The organism is Cupriavidus sp. NPDC089707 (assembly GCF_044748965.1).
GTDB lineage: Bacteria > Pseudomonadota > Gammaproteobacteria > Burkholderiales > Burkholderiaceae > Cupriavidus.
In genome coordinates this window covers 446,016-464,103 of sequence record NZ_JBIVHB010000002.1, presented here as the reverse complement: position 1 = coordinate 464,103, position 18,088 = coordinate 446,016, and the positions used below count along the sequence as shown (strand labels likewise).

At 65.3% G+C, this 18,088-nt stretch carries 20 protein-coding genes; 10 read left to right on the top strand and 10 right to left on the bottom strand.

Features of this window, described 5'->3' with window-relative positions; translation table 11 throughout:
- Position 1: 1 nt before the first annotated feature.
- Together ACIP1U_RS05455 and murJ are read right to left on the bottom strand one after the other, a co-directional pair.
- Positions 2 to 850, bottom strand: a complete 849-nt coding sequence (locus tag ACIP1U_RS05455; protein ID WP_400312542.1) for a SirB1 family protein — start codon at positions 848 to 850, stop codon at positions 2 to 4.
- A gap of 52 nt (positions 851 to 902) precedes the next feature.
- Positions 903 to 2,453 carry a murein biosynthesis integral membrane protein MurJ gene (murJ, locus tag ACIP1U_RS05450; protein ID WP_400312540.1) on the bottom strand — a complete coding sequence of 517 codons (1,551 nt, stop codon included), beginning with the start codon at positions 2,451 to 2,453 and terminating at the stop codon, positions 903 to 905.
- 353 nt (positions 2,454 to 2,806) lie between these two features.
- On the opposite strand from murJ, the gene rpsT reads away from it, so the two are divergent.
- A complete protein-coding gene (gene rpsT, locus ACIP1U_RS05445; RefSeq protein ID WP_400312539.1) occupies positions 2,807 to 3,073 on the top strand; it encodes a 30S ribosomal protein S20 in 267 nt (88 codons plus the stop codon).
- 126 nt (positions 3,074 to 3,199) lie between these two features.
- Here rpsT and ACIP1U_RS05440 read toward each other — a convergent pair whose 3' ends face one another.
- Entirely contained in the window at positions 3,200 to 3,499 is a 300-nt protein-coding gene (locus tag ACIP1U_RS05440; RefSeq protein WP_012353767.1) for a DUF3579 domain-containing protein, read from the bottom strand.
- 430 nt (positions 3,500 to 3,929) lie between these two features.
- On the opposite strand from ACIP1U_RS05440, the gene argF reads away from it, so the two are divergent.
- A complete protein-coding gene (argF, locus tag ACIP1U_RS05435) occupies positions 3,930 to 4,853 on the top strand; it encodes an ornithine carbamoyltransferase (RefSeq protein ID WP_400312537.1) in 924 nt (307 codons plus the stop codon).
- A gap of 80 nt (positions 4,854 to 4,933) precedes the next feature.
- Complete coding sequence (locus tag ACIP1U_RS05430) at positions 4,934 to 5,245, top strand: pyrimidine/purine nucleoside phosphorylase (protein WP_116318051.1); 312 nt, start codon at positions 4,934 to 4,936, stop codon at positions 5,243 to 5,245.
- Between the two features lie 18 nt (positions 5,246 to 5,263).
- On the opposite strand, the gene murB is transcribed toward ACIP1U_RS05430, so the two are convergent.
- A complete protein-coding gene (gene murB / locus ACIP1U_RS05425; RefSeq protein WP_400312535.1) occupies positions 5,264 to 6,274 on the bottom strand; it encodes a UDP-N-acetylmuramate dehydrogenase in 1,011 nt (336 codons plus the stop codon).
- 130 nt (positions 6,275 to 6,404) lie between these two features.
- On the opposite strand from murB, the gene ACIP1U_RS05420 reads away from it, so the two are divergent.
- The gene (locus ACIP1U_RS05420) at positions 6,405 to 6,890 is read left to right on the top strand and encodes a YajQ family cyclic di-GMP-binding protein (protein WP_400312534.1); all 486 of its coding nucleotides are present in this window, start codon (positions 6,405 to 6,407) and stop codon (positions 6,888 to 6,890) included.
- Between the two features lie 54 nt (positions 6,891 to 6,944).
- Here ACIP1U_RS05420 and ACIP1U_RS05415 read toward each other — a convergent pair whose 3' ends face one another.
- The 3 genes from ACIP1U_RS05415 to ACIP1U_RS05405 form a co-directional block, all read right to left on the bottom strand.
- Positions 6,945 to 7,406, bottom strand: coding sequence for a DUF192 domain-containing protein (locus tag ACIP1U_RS05415; RefSeq protein ID WP_400312532.1), 462 nt, complete (start codon positions 7,404 to 7,406; stop codon positions 6,945 to 6,947).
- Between the two features lie 157 nt (positions 7,407 to 7,563).
- Entirely contained in the window at positions 7,564 to 7,752 is a 189-nt protein-coding gene (locus tag ACIP1U_RS05410; protein ID WP_400312530.1) for a hypothetical protein, read from the bottom strand.
- A 104-nt stretch (positions 7,753 to 7,856) separates the two neighbouring features.
- The gene (locus ACIP1U_RS05405; RefSeq protein WP_400312529.1) at positions 7,857 to 8,498 is read right to left on the bottom strand and encodes a pseudouridine synthase; all 642 of its coding nucleotides are present in this window, start codon (positions 8,496 to 8,498) and stop codon (positions 7,857 to 7,859) included.
- Between the two features lie 238 nt (positions 8,499 to 8,736).
- On the opposite strand from ACIP1U_RS05405, the gene icd reads away from it, so the two are divergent.
- Both icd and ACIP1U_RS05395 read left to right on the top strand, forming a co-directional pair.
- Entirely contained in the window at positions 8,737 to 9,987 is a 1,251-nt protein-coding gene (gene icd, locus ACIP1U_RS05400; protein ID WP_400312527.1) for an NADP-dependent isocitrate dehydrogenase, read from the top strand.
- A gap of 149 nt (positions 9,988 to 10,136) precedes the next feature.
- Entirely contained in the window at positions 10,137 to 10,598 is a 462-nt protein-coding gene (locus ACIP1U_RS05395) for a VOC family protein (protein ID WP_400312525.1), read from the top strand.
- Positions 10,599 to 10,818: 220 nt separating this feature from the next.
- Here the strand turns inward: ACIP1U_RS05395 and ACIP1U_RS05390 are convergent, their stop codons facing one another.
- Entirely contained in the window at positions 10,819 to 11,025 is a 207-nt protein-coding gene (locus ACIP1U_RS05390) for a cold-shock protein (RefSeq protein WP_400312523.1), read from the bottom strand.
- A gap of 530 nt (positions 11,026 to 11,555) precedes the next feature.
- Between ACIP1U_RS05390 and clpS the strand changes: the two genes are divergently transcribed.
- The 4 genes from clpS to ACIP1U_RS05370 all read left to right on the top strand — a co-directional run bounded on the left by clpS (position 11,556) and on the right by ACIP1U_RS05370 (position 16,260).
- Complete coding sequence (gene clpS / locus ACIP1U_RS05385; protein ID WP_010814998.1) at positions 11,556 to 11,882, top strand: ATP-dependent Clp protease adapter ClpS; 327 nt, start codon at positions 11,556 to 11,558, stop codon at positions 11,880 to 11,882.
- Positions 11,879 to 14,173: an ATP-dependent Clp protease ATP-binding subunit ClpA gene (clpA, locus tag ACIP1U_RS05380; protein ID WP_400312521.1), complete on the top strand. Its 2,295-nt coding sequence runs from the start codon at positions 11,879 to 11,881 to the stop codon at positions 14,171 to 14,173. The genes clpS and clpA overlap by 4 nt, the downstream gene beginning before the upstream one ends.
- Positions 14,174 to 14,365: 192 nt before the next feature.
- Positions 14,366 to 15,364, top strand: coding sequence for a tripartite tricarboxylate transporter substrate binding protein (locus ACIP1U_RS05375; RefSeq protein ID WP_400312520.1), 999 nt, complete (start codon positions 14,366 to 14,368; stop codon positions 15,362 to 15,364).
- A gap of 47 nt (positions 15,365 to 15,411) precedes the next feature.
- Positions 15,412 to 16,260 (top strand): VOC family protein, encoded by an 849-nt coding sequence (locus tag ACIP1U_RS05370; RefSeq protein WP_400312518.1) that lies wholly within the window; start codon positions 15,412 to 15,414, stop codon positions 16,258 to 16,260.
- Between the two features lie 54 nt (positions 16,261 to 16,314).
- Here ACIP1U_RS05370 and dut read toward each other — a convergent pair whose 3' ends face one another.
- Both dut and coaBC read right to left on the bottom strand, forming a co-directional pair.
- Positions 16,315 to 16,815, bottom strand: a complete 501-nt coding sequence (gene dut, locus ACIP1U_RS05365; protein ID WP_400312517.1) for a dUTP diphosphatase — start codon at positions 16,813 to 16,815, stop codon at positions 16,315 to 16,317.
- Between the two features lie 30 nt (positions 16,816 to 16,845).
- Entirely contained in the window at positions 16,846 to 18,048 is a 1,203-nt protein-coding gene (gene coaBC / locus ACIP1U_RS05360) for a bifunctional phosphopantothenoylcysteine decarboxylase/phosphopantothenate--cysteine ligase CoaBC (RefSeq protein WP_400312515.1), read from the bottom strand.
- Positions 18,049 to 18,088 lie beyond the last annotated feature (40 nt).

Here is an 18,088-nt window from a genome sequence, read left to right as displayed (position 1 = left end):
GTCAGCTGAGGCTGCGGCTCATCATGCGCAATGCCGGCATGCGCTCGCGGATCTGGCCGATATCGGCAGCATCGGGGCGCGCCTGCACATACGCTTCCAGGTCGGCCAGCGCCGGCCGGAAGCACTCCAGGTTGGCATACGCCAGCCCGCGGTCGCGCACCTCCTCGATCGAACCCGGCAGCAGGATCACCAGCCGGTTCTGCACCGCCAACAGCCGCTGCCAGCGCGACTCCTGCAGGTAGATCGCCTTCAGGTTGCGCAGCATGCGCGCGATGATCTCGCGATGGCTGGCCGCGCGCAGGAACAGGCCCAGCGGCACCTGGCTGCTATCGGTGATGCCTTCGCGCTCCAGGTACGGGTCCAGCATTTCCTGCAACTGCTCCTTCGACAGGGTTTCGCCGGTCAGCGGGTCCAGGATCACCTCGCCCGCCGGGATGGTCATGCGCAGCAGGAAATGATTGGGGAACGACACGCCCTTTAGCGGCAGGCCGATCTGCTGGCCCAGCTCCATGAACAGCACCGCCAGCGAGATCGGGATGCCGCGGCGCTGCCGCACCACCACGTTCAGGTACGAGTTGTCCGGATCGTAGTAGTCGTTGGCGTTCGGGCCAAAGCCGAGGTCGCGATAGAAGAAATGATTCAGCAGGCGCAGTCGCTGGATTGCCGGCGTGCCTTCGGCGATCCGCCGCTTCAGGCGCAGCGCCAGCACGTCGAGTGCGGCCAGCTCGGCCTGCAGGTCCAGGTCCGGAAAGGCATCCTGCGCGATGGACAGTGCGGTCTCGGTCAGCGGGATGCCGTTTTCGTCTGCCACGAGGCTGGCGAAGTAATCCAGGACTTTGGTGGATGTCATATCGGATTCCCGGTGCGGCGAGGGGCGCCGCGCGCAGCGTGGGTCACCACGCCTAGGCGGCGCGCCGCTTGAAGGCGGAATAGCGCAGTCCCATGAGCCACAGTGTACCGAAGTAGACCACCGCTGCAAGTACCAGGCACGACGCCAGCAGCGCGATGCGCAGCAGCGGCGTGGCGCCCAGGCCGATCCAGTCGAAATTGCGGGTGAACCAGAGCAGCATGCCCGACAACAGCAGCACCGAGGTGCCCAGCTGCGCCAGGAACAGCCACCAGCCCGGCGCCGGCTTGTACAGGCCGCGCCGGCGCAGGCCGAAGAACAGGAGCAGCGCATTGATGGTGGCGCCCGCGCTGATCGACAGCGCCAGCCCGGCATGCCCCAGCCACGGCACGAACACGACGTTGCATGCCTGCGTGATCACCAGCACCAGCAGCGCGATCTTGACCGGCGTGCGGATGTCCTGTCGCGCATAGAAGCCCGGCGCCAGGATCTTGATGGCGATCAGCCCCAGCAGGCCGGTGCCGTAGGACACCAGCGCCTGGCGCGTCATCTCGACGGCGTGGGCGTCGAACTTGCCGTAGTGGAACAGCACCGCGGTCAGCGGCGCACCAAACACGAACAGCCCCACCGCGCAGGGCACCGCCAGCAGGAAGGTCAGCCGCAGGCCCCAGTCGAGGAGGCCGGAGTATTCGGCATGGTCTTCCTTGACGCTCGCTTTCGACAAGCTCGGCAGCAGGATCGTGCCGAGCGCCACGCCCAGCAGCGCGGTCGGGAATTCCATCAGCCGATCGGCATAGGTCAGGTACGAGACACTGCCCGCGGCAAGATGCGAGGCGATGTTGGTATTGATGATCAGGCTGATTTGCGCCACCGACACCGCCAGCAGCGCCGGCCCCATCTGGCGCAGGATGCGCCGCACGCCGGGATCGGACCAGGCGGCGCGCACATTGAAGCCCAGGCGCGGCATCATCCCCAGGCGGCGCAGCGCCGGCACCTGGATCGCCAGCTGCAGCACGCCGCCGACCAGCACGCCCCACGCCTGCGCGTAGATCGGCTGGTCCATGTGCGGGCCGACGAACAGGGCGGCCACGATCAGGCACAGGTTCAGCAGCACCGGCGTGAATGCCGGCACGGCAAACCTGCGCCAGGTGTTCAGGATGCCCGAGGCCAGCGCCACCAGCGAGATCAGGCCGATGTACGGGAACATCACCCGCGTCATGAAGACCGCGGCTGTATAAGTCTCGCTCTGCCCGCGGAAGCCGGTCGCCACCGCCGTCATCACCAGCGGCGCGCCGATCACGCCCAGCAGCGACACGCCCATCAGCACCCAGGTCATCACGGTGGCGACGGCGTCGATCAGCGCCTTGGTCTGTTCCTCGCCACGCTTGCTGTGGTATTCACCAAGAATCGGCACAAACGCTTGCGAGAACGCGCCCTCGCCGAAAATGCGGCGCAGCAGGTTCGGGATGCGGAAGGCGACGTTGAACGCATCGGTCATCTCCGACGCGCCGAAAGCGCGGGCGATCAGGATCTCGCGCACAAGGCCGGTGATGCGCGACAGCATCGTCAGGCTGCTGATGGTGGCGAGCGCTTTGAGCAGGTTCAAGGTGTGGATCGGAGCGGGACGGTGGATCGGTGTGGGCGCATGCCGCCGGGCGGCTCGCGCAAGGCGTGGCGCCCAGGACGCCTTTCAGACGTGGGCACGGCGGTAAAGTTGCCGGCTCGCCACGCGCACCGGCGCGATGTGGCGCATATTATACGGATCGCCTGCCACGGGCCCCCGCACGCGTCGGCAAAGTCCCAGCAGTCTTGCGCCGCGAGTCAGCATCTGTGTATAATTGCCGATTCACAAGGACAGTTGCGTTCCGGATTCGTGTGTCAGTGCATCCCGGGTCGCTCGATATGACTTAATTGTTGTGTCCCCCGCGGCACGCATCTGAATTCAGGATATTTTTCGACATGGCAAATTCCGCACAAGCCCGCAAGCGCGCCCGCCAGGCCGTTGCCCAGAACGCTCACAACTCCAGCCTGCGCTCGCGTCTGCGCACTGCCGTCAAGGCCGTCCGCAAGGCCATCGATGCCGGCGACAAGGCTGCTGCCGCTGAAGTGTTCAAGAACTCGCAAGCTGTGATCGACAGCATCGCCGACAAGAAGATCGTGCACAAGAACAAGGCTGCACGTCACAAGTCGCGCCTGTCGGCTGCTATCAAGGCCATGGCTGTCTGATAGTTGCCCGGACCGCTGCGGCGGTCCTGCAGCGGTGGAGGCTTCGGTCTCCGCCAAATAAAAAAGCTCGTCATCCGACGAGCTTTTTTGCATTTCGGCGCCGGTCTTGCTGCGCCTTGCCTGCTGTTATTCGAGGGAGCAGGCCTCGACCAACTGCAGGTTGTTGTCGCGCGCAAAGTTCAGCACGAAATCCAGCGCCTTCGGTTCGATGTCGCGCAGCCGCACATCCACCACCACGCATTTGACGTTGCCGGCGAAGATCGGCCGCACATAAGGGGAGTAGGTCAGGCGGGGGTCGCCGCTGTCGCCTTCGGGGCGGAACTGCGCCATCACGCCACACAGTCGTTCAGCCCAGTCGCTCGGGCGGAAGGTCTTGCCTTCCTTGGTAATGCCTTGGATAAAGTATTCGCGAACGTTGGGGTTCATGAGGCTGGACACTGCGGGTGAGGCGACGACTCGACGGTTAAACCCGCGGAAACGGGCGCCCGTTTGACGCGGCTGGGGCGCGTTTGGTTCGCGCTTTTTCCGGCCGGGAAGGCGGGGCGTCGGTGTCTGCGGGGGCACTTTTGATGCCGGCGGCGCGCAGCGGCAAGGGTATGCCGGGGCCCCGCGTGAATCAGCGAGTATTATATCTTATATAAGACTCGCGCATAAGGGCAGAATCCTGTCAGGAACCTGTCAACGCGGTCGGCGCGGCGCCTGCCACGGGGGTTGTCCCGGGCTGGGCAAAGCAGAAATAATCCCTTATGATCCTTGCAGTTAAATTGCGTATGCGACGCGAAAGGCGGCTCCGCGGCGCGCTCAGGTCATGACACTTCATGACGGCGCGTCCCCACCGAGCCGCCTTCTTTGTTTTATGAGCCCAACCCCGATCAAGCATTACCTCCAGTTCAGCGACTTCACTCCCGACGAGTACGAGTACCTGCTGGACCGCGCGCGGATCCTGAAGGCCAAGTTCAAGAACTACGAGACCTGGCACCCGCTGCATGACCGCACGCTGGCCATGATCTTCGAGAAGAATTCCACGCGTACGCGCCTGTCGTTCGAAGCGGGCATCCACCAGCTGGGCGGCCATGCGGTGTTCCTGAATACCCGCGACTCGCAGCTGGGCCGCGGCGAGCCGATCGAAGATGCGGCGCAGGTGATCTCGCGCATGGTCGACATCATCATGATCCGCACCTTCGGCCAGGACATCATCGACCGCTTTGCCGCGCATTCGCGCGTGCCGGTGATCAACGGGCTGACCAACGAATACCACCCGTGCCAGGTGCTGGCCGACATCTTCACCTACATCGAGCAGCGCGGCAGCATCCGCGGCAAGACCGTGGCGTGGATCGGCGATGCCAACAACATGGCCTATACCTGGATCCAGGCGGCCGAACGGCTGGGCTTCACCTTCCACTTCTCGGCACCGCCGGGATACCAGCTCGATCCGGCCATGGTGCCGGCGTCCGCCGCCAGCCTGGTCAAGGTCTTCGAAGACCCCCTCGCCGCCTGCCAGGGCGCGAGCCTGGTCACCACCGACGTCTGGACCAGCATGGGCTTCGAGGCCGAGAACGAAGCCCGCAAGCGCGCCTTCAAGGACTGGATGGTCACCACCGCGATGATGGACCGCGCCGAGCCTGACGCGCTGTTCATGCACTGCCTGCCGGCGCACCGCGGCGAGGAAGTCGAGGCCGCCGTGATCGACGGCCCCAAGAGCGTGGTCTGGGACGAAGCGGAAAACCGCCTGCACGTGCAGAAGGCGCTGATGGAATACCTGCTCTGCGGCCGCTACTGAGCGCGCGCGGAGTGAACAGGGGAGGGGCCGCGATGGCCCCTCTTTTTACGTCTTTCGCAAGACAAACCTAGGAGATGGAAGTGAGCCAGTTCGACAACGTATCGGTCGTCAAGAAGGCCAACCTGTATTTCGACGGCAAGTGCGTGAGCCACACCGTGCTGTTCCCGGACGGCACCCGCAAGACGCTGGGCGTGATCTTCCCGGCTTCGCTGACGTTCAACACCGGCGCGCCGGAAATCATGGAAATCAACGGCGGCAGCTGCCGCGTGCGCCTGGCCGGCGCGGAAGACTGGCAGACCTACGGCGCTGGCCAGCAGTTCAACGTGCCGGGCAACAGCAGCTTCGATATCGAAGTGCTGGAGACGCTGGACTACGTCTGCCACTTCGGCTGATCGCCGGACCGGCAGGCGCTACAGCACCACCGGCTCGGGCTCGATCCGCACGCCGAAGCGCGCTTCGACGGTATCCGCGATGCGGTTGGCCAGCGCCAGCAGCATCGCGCCGGTGCCGCCGCCGTGGTGTACCAGCACCAGCGCCTGCTTGCCATAGACACCCACCGGGCCATCGCTGACGCCCTTGAAACCGCAGCGGTCGATCAGCCAGCCTGCGGCCAGCTTGTAGCTGCCGTCGGGCTGGGGATAGCTGACCAGGTCGGGATTGGCCTGCAGCAGCGTATCGCGCTGCGCGGCGCTGACCAGCGGGTTCTTGAAGAAGCTGCCGGCGTTGCCGATCTGCGCAGGATCGGGCAGCTTGCGCGTGCGGATTGCCACCACCGCGTCGCGAACCGTGGCGGCATCCGGGGCTGGATTGCCGGCCAGCTCGCGCGCCAGTTCGCCGTAGGACAGGACCGGCTGCCAGGCCTTGGGCAAGCGTAGCGTCACCGAGGTAATGATGTAGCGGCCGGCGCCGGCCTGCTTGAACAGGCTGTCGCGATATCCGAAGCCGCATGCGCGCAGGTCCAGCCAGACGAACACGCCGGCATGGCGGTCATAGGCGCGCACGCCTTCGAAGCGGTCACGCAGTTCGACCCCATAGGCGCCGATGTTCTGGATCGGCGCGGCGCCGGCGGTGCCGGGGATCAGCGCCAGGTTCTCCAGCCCCGGCATGCTGTCGGCAATGGTGCGGTTGACCAGCGCATTCCAGTTCTCGCCCGCGCCGGCGGTGACCAGCCAGGCGTCATCGGCATCCTCGACCTGGTAGCCCGGGATCTCCATCAGCAGCACCAGCGCGTCGAGGTCGCGCGTCAGCACCACATTGCTGCCGCCGCCCAGCACCACCAGCGGCAGGCCATTGGCGCGCGGGTCCGCCAGGGCCTCGGTCAGGTCGGCTTCACTGCGCACATGCACGGCGAAGCGCGCGCTCGCATCGAATCCGAATGTATTGTGGCGGCGCAGGGGATAAAATTCGTGGAAATCTGCCATGCAAGGGGGTAGGTGACGCGGCCGCCGCTGGTGGTGAGCGTTGCGGCCCCTGGCTGCGAGGTAGGCCTGAATTATACGGAAGGCGTCGCCAATGGCCGCCTCCGGGCTTATGGATCACTAGGAGAATGCAATGCCGTCGTTTGACGTAGTGTGCGAAGCGAACATGGTCGAGGTAAAGAACGCCGTCGAGCAATCCAACAAGGAAATCTCGACCCGCTTCGATTTCAAGGGATCGGATGCCCGGGTCGAGCAGAAGGAAAACGAACTGATCGCCTTTGCCGACGACGATTTCAAGCTGGACCAGGTGAAGGACGTGCTGATCAACAAGATGGCCAAGCGCAATGTCGACGTGCGCTTCCTGGACTACGGCAAGACCGAAAAGATCAGCGGCGACAAGGTCAAGCAGGTCATCACCATCAAAAAGGGCGTGACCGGCGACCTGGCCAAGAAGATCGTGCGCATGATCAAGGACAGCAAGATCAAGGTGCAGGCCAGCATCCAGGGCGACGCGGTGCGCGTATCGGGCACCAAGCGCGACGACCTGCAGAACGTGATCGCCATGCTGCGCAAGGACGTCTCCGAAGCGCCGCTGGACTTCAACAACTTCCGCGACTGAGCGGAATTCCCTCCGGGCCGGCGTCCATGCCGGCCCCGCTTGCTGGCGCGGCGCTCAGCGCGCCTGCGGCAGCCCGCCGATCTTCGTGCCGGCGCGGATGCCCTTCTGCGCGAACCAGCCCTGGTTCATTTCCAGCGCATAGCGGATCGCCGCCTTCGGGCAGTGGTTGCTCTCGGTGCGCGGCGCCATATCCTCGATATTGACGATGGTCCCGTCGTCGGCCAGGAAGGCAATCGACAGCGGCAGCTCGGTATTGCGCATCCAGAAGCAGTGCCCGGCCTTCTGCTCGAACACGAACAGCATGCCGCCGTTGACCGGCATGCTCTTGCGGTACATCAGTCCCTGTTCGCGCGCCGCCGGCGTGGCGGCGACCTCGGCCTGGATCGCGTACATGCCTGCGGTCAGCGGCACTACCGGCAGCGCGGCCTGGGCCTGGGCCTGGCCGGCGGCCAGCGCGGCCACCACAGCGGCGGTATGGATGCAGCGTGACAACGGCGTCTTGGGCAGGAAGGACATGATGTTCAGTCTGGAAGGGGCGCGGACGGCAGCCGCAAGCATAGCGCACGCGCCGCGCCGATGGATGGCGGCGGCCAAAACGACAAAGGCAGGCGCCTGGTGGCTGCCTGCCTTTTCTTGCGCCGACTCAGGGCCGGCATGGAGCGACAGCGGCGGCTTACTGCGCAGCCGGGGCCGAAGCGGAGGCCGCCTTCTTGCTGTGCTTCTTGTGGCTGGTCTTCTTCTTTGCGGCCTTCGGGGCTTCCTTGATGGCCGCGGGCGCTGCAGCGTCGGCAGGTGCCGCAGCCTGGGCGAAGGCGCCGGTGGCAAACAGGCCGACAACCAGAGCAGCGATCAGTTTTTTCATGGCGATTACCTCGAAGGATAAGAACAGTCGGAAGTTGTGACGCGTGATTGGACGTGTCACCGACAAGAACGAGGCGCTTGGATGGCGCGTTGACGCGCCATTTGTTAGCCTTTGTAACGAGAACGCCGCTTGACGTCGTTCGCCTGTCTGGTCTTTGAGACATGGGTGGCCGGCGCGCGTGCCACCGGCAAGCCCAGTCCACCGGGCTCGACCTCGCACGATTCACCAGGTGCGAGACCGAGCGAGCGCAGGTCGAGCGGCCCGATGGCCACGCGGACCAGCCGCAGCGTGGGGAAGCCGACGGCCGCGGTCATGCGCCGCACCTGCCGGTTCTTGCCCTCGCGAATCTTCAGTTCGAGCCACGAGGTCGGGATCGCGGCGCGATAACGTACCGGCGGATGGCGCGGCCAGAGCCACTCGGGCTCATCGATCGCACGCGCCCTTGCTGGCTGCGTGACGAAGTCGCCAAGGTCGACACCGGCGCGCAGCCGCGCCAGCGCGCCTGCATCGGGAATGCCCTCGACTTGGGCGAGGTAAGTCTTTTCCAGCTTGTGGCGCGGATCGGCAATGCGCGCCTGGAGTGCACCGTCGTCGGTCAGCAGCAACAAGCCTTCACTGTCCGCATCGAGACGGCCGGCCGGGTACACGCCCGGCACGTCCACGCAAGCGGCCAGCGTGGGGCGCGTGGGGTGTTCCGAGAACTGGCTCATGGTGCCGTACGGCTTGTTCAGGGCAATCAGGGTCATGGGGCGCAAGTATGCCGCAGCCGTGCGCCGCGGTTGGCGGATGGTGAAAGATTGCTGCATAATACGAAATCAGTCTTGTGTCTTATATAAGACCAAGACTTGCCTGAATGTAGTCCGGGGTGGTGCAATGCAGTACTGGGCGGGCGGCGATGCCCGCTACAATGCCAGCGCCATCTCCCGAATTTCGCCGTCGGCCAAGCACCGGCGGCCGTCTAAACCGTTCCGTACTGGAGACGTCATGTATCAACACATCAAGGTTCCGGCCGGCGAAAAGATCACGGTCAACCAGGATTTTTCGCTGAATGTCCCGGACAACCCCATCATTCCCTATATCGAGGGCGACGGTACGGGCGTCGATATCACGCCGGTGATGATCAAGGTGGTTGACGCGGCCGTGGCCAAGGCTTACGGCGGCAAGCGCAAGATCGCCTGGATGGAGATCTACGCCGGCGAGAAGTCGACCAACGTCTACGGCCCGGACGTGTGGCTGCCGGACGAAACCCTGGATGTGCTCAAGGAATACGTGGTCTCGATCAAGGGCCCGCTGACCACGCCGGTGGGCGGCGGTATCCGCTCGCTGAACGTGGCGCTGCGCCAGCAGTTGGACCTGTACGTCTGCCTGCGACCGGTGCGTTACTTCAAGGGCGTGCCTTCGCCGGTGCGCGAGCCGGAAAAGACCGACATGGTGATCTTCCGCGAGAACTCGGAAGACATCTATGCCGGCATCGAATGGGCAGCGGAAAGCGAGCAGGCGAAAAAACTCATCAAGTTCCTGCAGGACGAGATGGGCGTGAAGAAAATCCGCTTCCCGGCCACGTCGGGCATCGGCGTCAAGCCGGTCTCGCGCGAGGGCACCGAGCGCCTGGTACGCAAGGCGATCCAATACGCCATCGACAACGACAAGCCGTCGGTGACGCTGGTGCACAAGGGCAACATCATGAAGTTCACCGAGGGTGGCTTCCGTGACTGGGGCTACGAGCTGGCGCAGAAGGAATTCGGCGCCGAGCTGGTCGACGGCGGCCCGTGGTGCAAGTTCAAGAACCCGAAGACCGGCAAGGACATCGTCATCAAGGACGCGATTGCCGACGCCTTCTTGCAGCAGATCCTGCTGCGTCCGGCCGAATACTCGGTGATCGCCACGCTTAACCTGAACGGCGACTACGTTTCGGACGCCCTGGCCGCGCAGGTCGGCGGCATCGGCATTGCCCCGGGCGCCAACATGTCCGACTCCGTCGCCATGTTCGAGGCCACCCACGGCACCGCGCCCAAGTACGCCGGCAAGGACTACGTCAACCCGGGCTCGGAAATCCTGTCGGCGGAAATGATGCTGCGCCACATGGGCTGGACCGAGGCCGCAGACCTGATCATCGCGTCGATGGAAAAGTCGATCCTGTCCAAAAAGGTCACGTACGATTTCGCTCGCCTGCTGGAAGGCGCGACCCAGGTCTCGTGCTCGGGCTTCGGTCAGGTGATGATCGAAAATATGTAAGCACGGACTCCCGCTGTAGCGGGCGGCGTGCCTTGGAGAGACCCCGCTGCCGTGTCCCGGTTGCGGGGTTTTTTTCTTGCGCCGGCCTGCGCCGTTGCCTAGAACTTCAGGAACTGCAATGGACGGGCCGGTGGCCCGGGGAGACTGCCATGGACGATCCTTTCCGCCGCACCGCCTTCGGCGCGGCCATTTTCTACAAGGACCCGCTGGCCGCGCTGGACTGGCTGGAACGCGCTTTCGGCTTCCAGCGGGTCATGGTGATCCGAGACCAGCAGGACCAGTTGGTGCACTCGGAAATGCGCTTCGGCGACAGCTACCTGATGGTTGGCAGCGAGTGGGCGGACTTTACCGCCAGCCCGGCGTCGATCGGCGGCAAGAATACGCAGACGATGCATGTGCACCTGCGGGACGGGCTTGACCAGCACTGCGAGCGGGCCCGCGGCGCGGGGGCGGTGATCGTGCGCGAGCCGCAGGACGAGTTCTATGGCGACCGCACCTACACGGCCAGGGACCCGGAAGGCCATGTCTGGACCTTTGGCCAGACCGTGCGGCAGGTCACAAAGGAAGAGGCCGAGCAGGCCAGCGGGCTGAAGATCGACGGCTGGGCCTGAACTGACCAGCCCCGACGGCGCCCTGTGAAAGCAGAAAGCCCGGCACGAGGCCGGGCTTTCCGTCGGATGCGGTGCGTGCAGCTGATATGCGCCAGCACCTGCCCGGCCGCCTGAGGCAGCCGGGCGGGCACTGGCGCCGATCCCGTCCCGGGGGAGTTCCCCCCGCATCCTCGTAGACCGCTCCACGGCTCTGCCGGCCGGGATACGGTCGCGGCGCAGCTTAGCCGGCGTCCTGGATATTGGTGGCTTGCTTGCCCTTGGGGCCCTGGACCACCTCGAACGAGACGCGTTGACCTTCCTTCAGCGTCTTGAAGCCCGACATCTGGATAGCCGAAAAGTGCGCAAACAGTTCTTCTTCGCCCTCGTCCGGCTTGATAAAACCGAAACCCTTGGCGTCATTGAACCATTTGACCATACCGCTTGCCATATACTCCCCCAACGAAATAGCAGATTTCAAAGCGGGGAAGCCGGTGCCGGCCGGATGATACGGACTGCGACGCACGCACTGCGACGCCATGACCGGCCGCGTCCTGAGGTGCGGCCGGCGATGACGCGCGGCGAGGTGCAATCGCGTGGCGGCCAATCTGGTGCTGACTCGCCGCCGCCGGGCCGTGGGCCTCCCTGCTCACGGATCACCCGCTCATTGGCCTTTTGCTTTGGCTCGCTGGCTTCAGGCGGGTGTGCGACCGATTCTTCTGTCAAACAAACATACTGTCAAGCTGGCGGAATCCCCACTGCGGGCAGGGTGTGGCGGGAATCGGACGGCGCGGGATGGTACCTTGGCGGCAAGCATCGGGTATTGTCCGAGTCTATCAGGCCGGCTCCCGTCACGTGCATTGCAATGCCTCTGGCGTGCGGGTCCGCGCTTTTCCATAACCGGAAACAGGTAACCCGGCCCTTGAATCCGGCGCCTTTTCCCCAAATTGCAGAGTTGCGAGTAAGGGTTAGAATAAAGCCATGGCTACACGGCTTGCGAATGTCCCACAACGCGAAGCGGGCACCATCCTGGAGCGTAAAGAGCAGGCGCTTAAACCGCCTGCGATGTTCAAGGTGGTGCTGCTTAACGACGACTACACTCCGATGGAGTTTGTCGTGATGATCCTGCAGCAGTATTTCAGCAGGGACCGGGAAACGGCGACGCAGATCATGCTGACCGTGCACCGGGAAGGAAAGGGCGTCTGCGGTATTTACACCAGGGATATCGCGGCGACAAAGGTCGAGCTGGTGTCAACGCACGCGCGGCAGGCGGGGCACCCCTTGCAGTGCGTGATGGAGGAAGCATGATTGCGCAAGAATTGGAAGTGAGCCTGCACATGGCTTTTGTCGAAGCCCGGCAGGCACGCCACGAGTTCATAACCGTGGAGCATCTGCTGCTGGCATTGCTCGACAATCCCACGGCAGCTGAAGTCTTGCGCGCGTGCGCGGCCAATATCGAGGACCTGCGCACTAGCCTGAAGAACTTCATCGCGGATAACACGCCGGTGGTGCCGGGGACCGACGAGGTCGATACCCAGCCCACGCTCGGCTTCCAGCGCGTGATCCAGCGCGCGATCATGCACGTCCAGTCCACTTCCAACGGCAAGAAGGAAGTGACAGGTGCCAACGTGCTGGTCGCCATCTTCGGCGAGAAGGACTCGCACGCGGTCTACTACCTGCAGCAGCAGGGCGTGACGCGCCTGGACGTGGTCAATTTCATCAGCCACGGCATCCGCAAGGACCAGTCCGAGCCCGCCAAGCACGGCGACAATGCCGGCGAAGGCGAGGGCGGCGACGGCAAGGAAAGCCCGCTCGAGCAATACACCCAGAACCTGAACGCGCTGGCCAAGGCCGGCAAGATCGACCCGCTGATCGGCCGCGAAAGCGAAGTCGAGCGCGTGGTGCAGGTACTGTGCCGCCGGCGCAAGAACAACCCGCTGCTGGTGGGCGAGGCCGGTGTCGGCAAGACCGCCATTGCGGAGGGCCTGGCCTGGCGCATCACCAAGAACGAAGTCCCGGACATCCTGGAAAAGGCCACCGTCTACTCGCTCGACATGGGCGCCCTGCTGGCAGGCACCAAATACCGCGGCGATTTCGAGCAGCGCCTGAAGGGCGTGCTCAAGTCGCTCAAGGACAATCCCAACGCGATCCTGTTCATCGACGAGATCCACACGCTGATCGGCGCGGGCGCCGCGTCGGGCGGGACGCTGGACGCCAGCAACCTGCTCAAGCCGGCGCTGTCGTCGGGCCAGCTCAAGTGCATCGGTGCGACCACCTTTACGGAATACCGCGGCATCTTCGAGAAGGACGCGGCACTGTCGCGGCGCTTCCAGAAGATCGACGTGGTTGAACCCTCGGTCGACCAGACCGTGCAGATCCTGCGCGGCCTGAAGTCGCGCTTCGAGGAGCACCATGGCGTCAAGTACGCGGCCTCGGCGCTGACCGCCGCGGCCGAGCTGTCGGCCCGCTTCATCACCGACCGCCACCTGCCGGACAAGGCGATCGACGTGATCGACGAGGCCGGCGCGGCGCAGCGCATCCTGCCGAAGTCCAAGCAGAAGAAGACCATCGGCAAGGGCGAGATTGAGGACATCGTCTCGCGCATCGCGCGCATCCCGCCGCAGAGCGTGAACCAGGATGACCGCAGCAAGCTGCAGACGCTGGAACGCGACCTGAAGTCGGTGGTGTTCGGCCAGGATCCGGCGATCGAGGCACTGGCCTCGGCGATCAAGATGTCGCGCGCCGGCCTGGGCAAGACCGATAAGCCGATCGGCTCGTTCCTGTTCTCGGGCCCCACTGGCGTGGGCAAGACCGAGGTCGCCAAGCAGCTGGCCTTCATCATGGGTATCGAGCTGCTGCGCTTCGACATGTCCGAATACATGGAGCGCCATGCGGTGAGCCGCCTGATCGGCGCGCCGCCGGGGTACGTCGGCTTCGACCAGGGTGGCCTGCTGACCGAGGCCGTCACCAAGAAGCCGCACTGCGTGCTGCTGCTGGATGAAATCGAGAAAGCGCATCCGGATATCTTCAATATCCTGCTGCAGGTGATGGACCATGGTTCGCTGACCGACAACAACGGCCGGCGCGCCGACTTCCGCAACGTGATCATCATCATGACCACCAATGCGGGGGCGGAAACCATGAACCGTGCCACCATCGGCTTCACCAGCTCGCGCGAGCAGGGCGACGAGATGGCCGACATCAAGCGCATGTTCACGCCGGAGTTCCGCAACCGGCTGGATGCCACCATCAGCTTCCGCTCGCTGGATGAGGAAATCATCCTGCGCGTGGTCGACAAGTTCCTGATGCAGCTGGAAGAGCAGCTGCACGAGAAGAAGGTGGAAGCCAGCTTCAGCGAGAAGCTGCGCAAGTTCCTGGCGCACAAGGGCTTCGACCCGCTGATGGGCGCGCGTCCGATGCAACGCCTGATTCAGGACATGATCCGCAAGGCGCTGGCCGACGAGCTGCTGTTCGGCAAGCTGGTGTCCGGCGGCAAGGTGGTGGTCGACCTGGACGAACAGGACCAGATCAAGCTCGATTTCTCCGAGATCGAGCCGGAACCGCCCGAGGCGCCGGAAGAGCAGCGCGCCGAGGCCTGAGCGGCAACCGATCCGGCCGAAAATCGCACCGGATCGTGGCGATGCGGGCGCAGCTTGGCCGGGGTTGCCTGCAACGCGGCCGATCATCGGGCAAAATGCAGGGGCGGCAGGAATGCCGCCCCTTCTTTTTTGTCCCGGCGGCCGCCTGTGTTCGGCTGCCAATACCCGAATACCCGAATACCCGAATACCCGATGTTCTCTGCCGAACGCACGCGGCGCCGCCGCCTGCTGCTCAAGATCCTGCCGTTGGGCGCCATGCCTGTCCCGATGATGCATGCCGCCGCCGCCGAGGCGCCGGCCGGCAACCGTCCACTGGCGCTTGTGCTGCCGTTCCCGCCGGGCGGCAGTGTCGACATTGTCGCCCGGCAGTTGCAGCCGGGGCTGAAGGCGGCGCTGGGACAGACCGTTGTGGTCGACAACAAGCCGGGTGCCGGCGGCCTGATCGCGTCCAGCACCGTGGCGCGTGCCAAGCCGGACGGCAGCACGCTGCTGATGGCGTTCGATACGCATGCCATCAACCCGTTTGCGTACAAGCAGCTGCCCTACGACACTTTCCACGATTTCACGCCGATCTCGCAGCTGGTGCGCTTCCCGCTGGTGATCGCGGCCAATCCCTCGCTGCCGGCCGCCAATGTGCGCGAACTGGTGGCGCTGGCCAAGGCCAAGCCGGATAGCGTGCGCTATGCCTCGTCCGGCATCGGCAGCCTGAACCAGCTTGCCGCCGAGGCGCTGGCGACCGAAGGCGGCATGCACATGCTCCACGTGCCCTACAAGGGTGGCGGCCCGGCCGTACAGGCGGTGCTGGCCAATGAGGTCGATCTGTTTTTCAGCAGCTATGCCGCGATACAGGCGCATGTGGCCGCCCGGACCATCAAGGTGCTGGGCGTGACGGGTACCCGCCGCCTGCGCCAGTTGCCGCAGGTGCCGACCGTGGCCGAGCAGGGACTCAAGGGCTTCGAAGCGTATTCCTGGATTGGCGTGTTCGGGCCCGCTAACCTGCCTGTTGCGACGGTCACGCGGATCCATGATGCGCTGGTCGAATCGCTGCGGCAGCCGCGCGTGGTCGATGCGTTGGCCGCCCAGGGCTTCGAGATCGTCGGCGGCAGCCCGGCCGACCTCGGCAAGCTGGTGCGCCAGGAGCACGACAAGTGGCAGGCCGTGGCGCGCAAGGCCAATATCCAGTTCGAATGACAGCGGCCGGCGCAGGCGCGCCCGCCGCACAGACCGAGGTGACGTCGATGGCAAGCCAAGCGGAAATGTTCGACCACGCGGTAGTGGTGTGTCCCGACCTCGATGCGGGGGCGCAGGCCTGGCAAGGGCTTGGCTTTACGCTGACGCCGCGCGGCTACCACACGCTGGGTTCGCAGAACCATTGCATCATGCTGCGGCACGACTACGTTGAGCTGCTGCACGTCACTGCACCCACCCCAAGCCGCCAGTACTATTGGGACGCGCAGGCGCGCGGCGGCGGCTGCGCGGCGATGTCATGCAAGAGCGACGACGCCTTCGGCACGGCCGCGCGGCTGCGTGCGTCGGGGTGGTACACCTCGGATCCGATCGAGTTCTCGCGCCCGGTGCGGCTGGACGATGGCAGCGAACATCCCGCCACCTTCCGCGTGACCGCGCTCGACGATGCGCCGGGCGCACGCTATTTCGTCTGCGAGCATCGCACGCCTGAATTGCTCTGGCGGCCGGAATGGATGTCGCACGCCAACGGCGCCGACAGCATTGCGACCATGTTCCTGGTGGTGGCACCCGCGCTGGTCGATGCCGCCGCGCGGGCCTACGCGGAACTGACCGGCGGCGAGCTGACGCAGCTGAGCGAGCATATCAGCAGCCTGGCGCTGGATGACGCCACGCTGGTGGTCAGCACGCCGCAGGCGCTGGCCTCGGCAACCGGTACCACGCATGTGCGCAGGGACGTGCCGGGCTACGCCGCGATGCGCCTGCGTACCGGCGACCTGGCCGCGGCGCGCGCGCTCTGGCGCAACGCCGGCGTGCCGACCCATGACCTCGGCCCCCGCGAAACGCTGGTGCCGGCCGAGGCGGCCGGCGGCGTGGCGTTGCTGTTCGAGCAGCGCAGCTGAAATGAAAACTGGCGCCGCAAGGCGCCAGTTTTGCTTTGCCGGCGTGCCTGGGCGTCAGGCGCTGGCGTTGGCGTGATGCACGCCGGTCGAGCCGAAGCCACCGGCGCCGCGCTCGCTGTCTTCGCTGAACTCGTCTACCGTCGTGAAGACCGGCCGCAGCACCGGCACGAACATCATCTGCGCGATGCGCTCGCCCGGCTGGATCACGATCGGCTCGGTGCCCGGCGCGTTGCGGTTCCATACGCTGACCATGATCTGGCCCTGGTAGTCGGCATCGATCACGCCGATCGAGTTGCCCAGCACCAAACCCTTTTTGTGGCCCAAGCCCGAGCGCGGCACGATGGTCGCGGCCATGTAGGGGTTGCCCATGTGAACGGCGATGCCGGCCGGGACCAATTGCGCGGGCGTGCCCGGGGCGATCGACACCGGCGTGTCGACGCAGGCATGCAGGTCGATGGCGGCGGCCATTTCGCTTTGGTAGGCTGGCAGGCCCCACTCGTTCAGGCGGGCGTCGAGCACCTTGATTTCGACGGTTGGGTTCAGAGGCTGGGTCATAAGCAATCTCGGGGAAATTCGTTTCAACAATCAGGGACGCGTCCGCCCGGGCAGACGCTGCCCGATGGCGGCAACGAGCTGGCGCGCCAGCGACAGCTTGTCGGCGCGCGGCAGCCGCGTCATGCCGGCGGCATCGAACAGCACGATCTCGTTGTCGTCCAGGCCAAAGGTATGGTGGCCGATATTGCCGACCAGCAGCGGCACGCCCTTGCGCTGGCGCTTCTGTTCGCCGTACTGCTCCAGGTTCTCGCTCTCCGCGGCGAAACCGACGCAGTAGGGCGCATCCGTGCGCGCCGCCACGGTGGCGAGGATGTCGGGGTTCTGCACGAACTGCAGCGTGGGCGTGTCGGTGTCGTTGGCCTTCTTCAGCTTTTGCCGGGCCACCTCGGCGGGGCGCCAGTCGGCCACCGCGGCCACCGCGACGAAGACATCGGCACCGGGCAGCTGTGCCAGCACCGCGTCATGCATCTGCTGCGCGCTGCGCACGTCGGTGCGCATCACGCCGCGCGGCGTCGGCAGGCCGGTCGGCCCGGCCACCAGCAGGACTTCGGCGCCGGCTTCGCGCGCCGCGCGCGCGATCGAGAAGCCCATCTTGCCCGACGACAGGTTGGTGATGCCGCGCACGGGATCGATTGCCTCGAAGGTCGGCCCGGCGGTGATCAGCACGCGCTTGCCTTGCAGCGGCTTAGGCTGGAAGAAGGCGATGATGTCGTCGAGCAGTTCTTCCGGCTCGAGCATGCGGCCGTCGCCGACCTCGCCGCAGGCCTGGTCGCCGCTGCCGGGCCCCAGGATGGTCACGCCGTCGGCGCGCAGTTGCGCGGCGTTACGCTGGGTTGCCGGCGCGGCCCACATCTGGCGGTTCATCGCCGGCGCCACCAGCAGCGGGCAGTCGCGCGCGATGCATAGGGTGCTCAGCAGGTCGTCGCAAAGGCCGTTGGCCAGGCGCGCCATGAAGTCGGTGGAAGCCGGGGCGATGACGATGGCATCGGCCTCGCGCGAGAGGTCGATGTGCGCCATGTTATTGTCGATGCGGGCGTCCCACTGCGACAGGAACACCGGGCGGCCGGACAGCGCCTGCATCGTCACCGGGGTAATGAAGTGGGTCGCCGCCTCGGTCATGGCCACCTGCACGGTGGCGCCGGCCTTGGTCAGCAGGCGAACCAGCTCGGCCGACTTGTAGCAGGCGATGCCGCCGGTCAGGCCGAGAACGATGTGCTTGCCGCGCAAATCCATGGTGGGAACCTGGCTGGGGAGAAAGGGAAATGATACGGGG

What these genes read in the sequence shown, in the direction of transcription:
- ACIP1U_RS05455 (WP_400312542.1), bottom strand. Translation starts at nt 850, where the DNA reads ATGACATCCACCAAAGTCCTGGATTACTTCGCCAGCCTCGTGGCAGAC.
- rpsT (WP_400312539.1), top strand. Translation starts at nt 2,807, where the DNA reads ATGGCAAATTCCGCACAAGCCCGCAAGCGCGCCCGCCAGGCCGTTGCC.
- ACIP1U_RS05440 (WP_012353767.1), bottom strand. Translation starts at nt 3,499, where the DNA reads ATGAACCCCAACGTTCGCGAATACTTTATCCAAGGCATTACCAAGGAA.
- argF (WP_400312537.1), top strand. Translation starts at nt 3,930, where the DNA reads ATGAGCCCAACCCCGATCAAGCATTACCTCCAGTTCAGCGACTTCACT.
- murB (WP_400312535.1), bottom strand. Translation starts at nt 6,274, where the DNA reads ATGGCAGATTTCCACGAATTTTATCCCCTGCGCCGCCACAATACATTC.
- ACIP1U_RS05420 (WP_400312534.1), top strand. Translation starts at nt 6,405, where the DNA reads ATGCCGTCGTTTGACGTAGTGTGCGAAGCGAACATGGTCGAGGTAAAG.
- ACIP1U_RS05415 (WP_400312532.1), bottom strand. Translation starts at nt 7,406, where the DNA reads ATGTCCTTCCTGCCCAAGACGCCGTTGTCACGCTGCATCCATACCGCC.
- ACIP1U_RS05410 (WP_400312530.1), bottom strand. Translation starts at nt 7,752, where the DNA reads ATGAAAAAACTGATCGCTGCTCTGGTTGTCGGCCTGTTTGCCACCGGC.
- ACIP1U_RS05405 (WP_400312529.1), bottom strand. Translation starts at nt 8,498, where the DNA reads ATGACCCTGATTGCCCTGAACAAGCCGTACGGCACCATGAGCCAGTTC.
- icd (WP_400312527.1), top strand. Translation starts at nt 8,737, where the DNA reads ATGTATCAACACATCAAGGTTCCGGCCGGCGAAAAGATCACGGTCAAC.
- ACIP1U_RS05395 (WP_400312525.1), top strand. Translation starts at nt 10,137, where the DNA reads ATGGACGATCCTTTCCGCCGCACCGCCTTCGGCGCGGCCATTTTCTAC.
- ACIP1U_RS05390 (WP_400312523.1), bottom strand. Translation starts at nt 11,025, where the DNA reads ATGGCAAGCGGTATGGTCAAATGGTTCAATGACGCCAAGGGTTTCGGT.
- clpS (WP_010814998.1), top strand. Translation starts at nt 11,556, where the DNA reads ATGGCTACACGGCTTGCGAATGTCCCACAACGCGAAGCGGGCACCATC.
- clpA (WP_400312521.1), top strand. Translation starts at nt 11,879, where the DNA reads ATGATTGCGCAAGAATTGGAAGTGAGCCTGCACATGGCTTTTGTCGAA.
- ACIP1U_RS05375 (WP_400312520.1), top strand. Translation starts at nt 14,366, where the DNA reads ATGTTCTCTGCCGAACGCACGCGGCGCCGCCGCCTGCTGCTCAAGATC.
- ACIP1U_RS05370 (WP_400312518.1), top strand. Translation starts at nt 15,412, where the DNA reads ATGGCAAGCCAAGCGGAAATGTTCGACCACGCGGTAGTGGTGTGTCCC.
- dut (WP_400312517.1), bottom strand. Translation starts at nt 16,815, where the DNA reads ATGACCCAGCCTCTGAACCCAACCGTCGAAATCAAGGTGCTCGACGCC.
- coaBC (WP_400312515.1), bottom strand. Translation starts at nt 18,048, where the DNA reads ATGGATTTGCGCGGCAAGCACATCGTTCTCGGCCTGACCGGCGGCATC.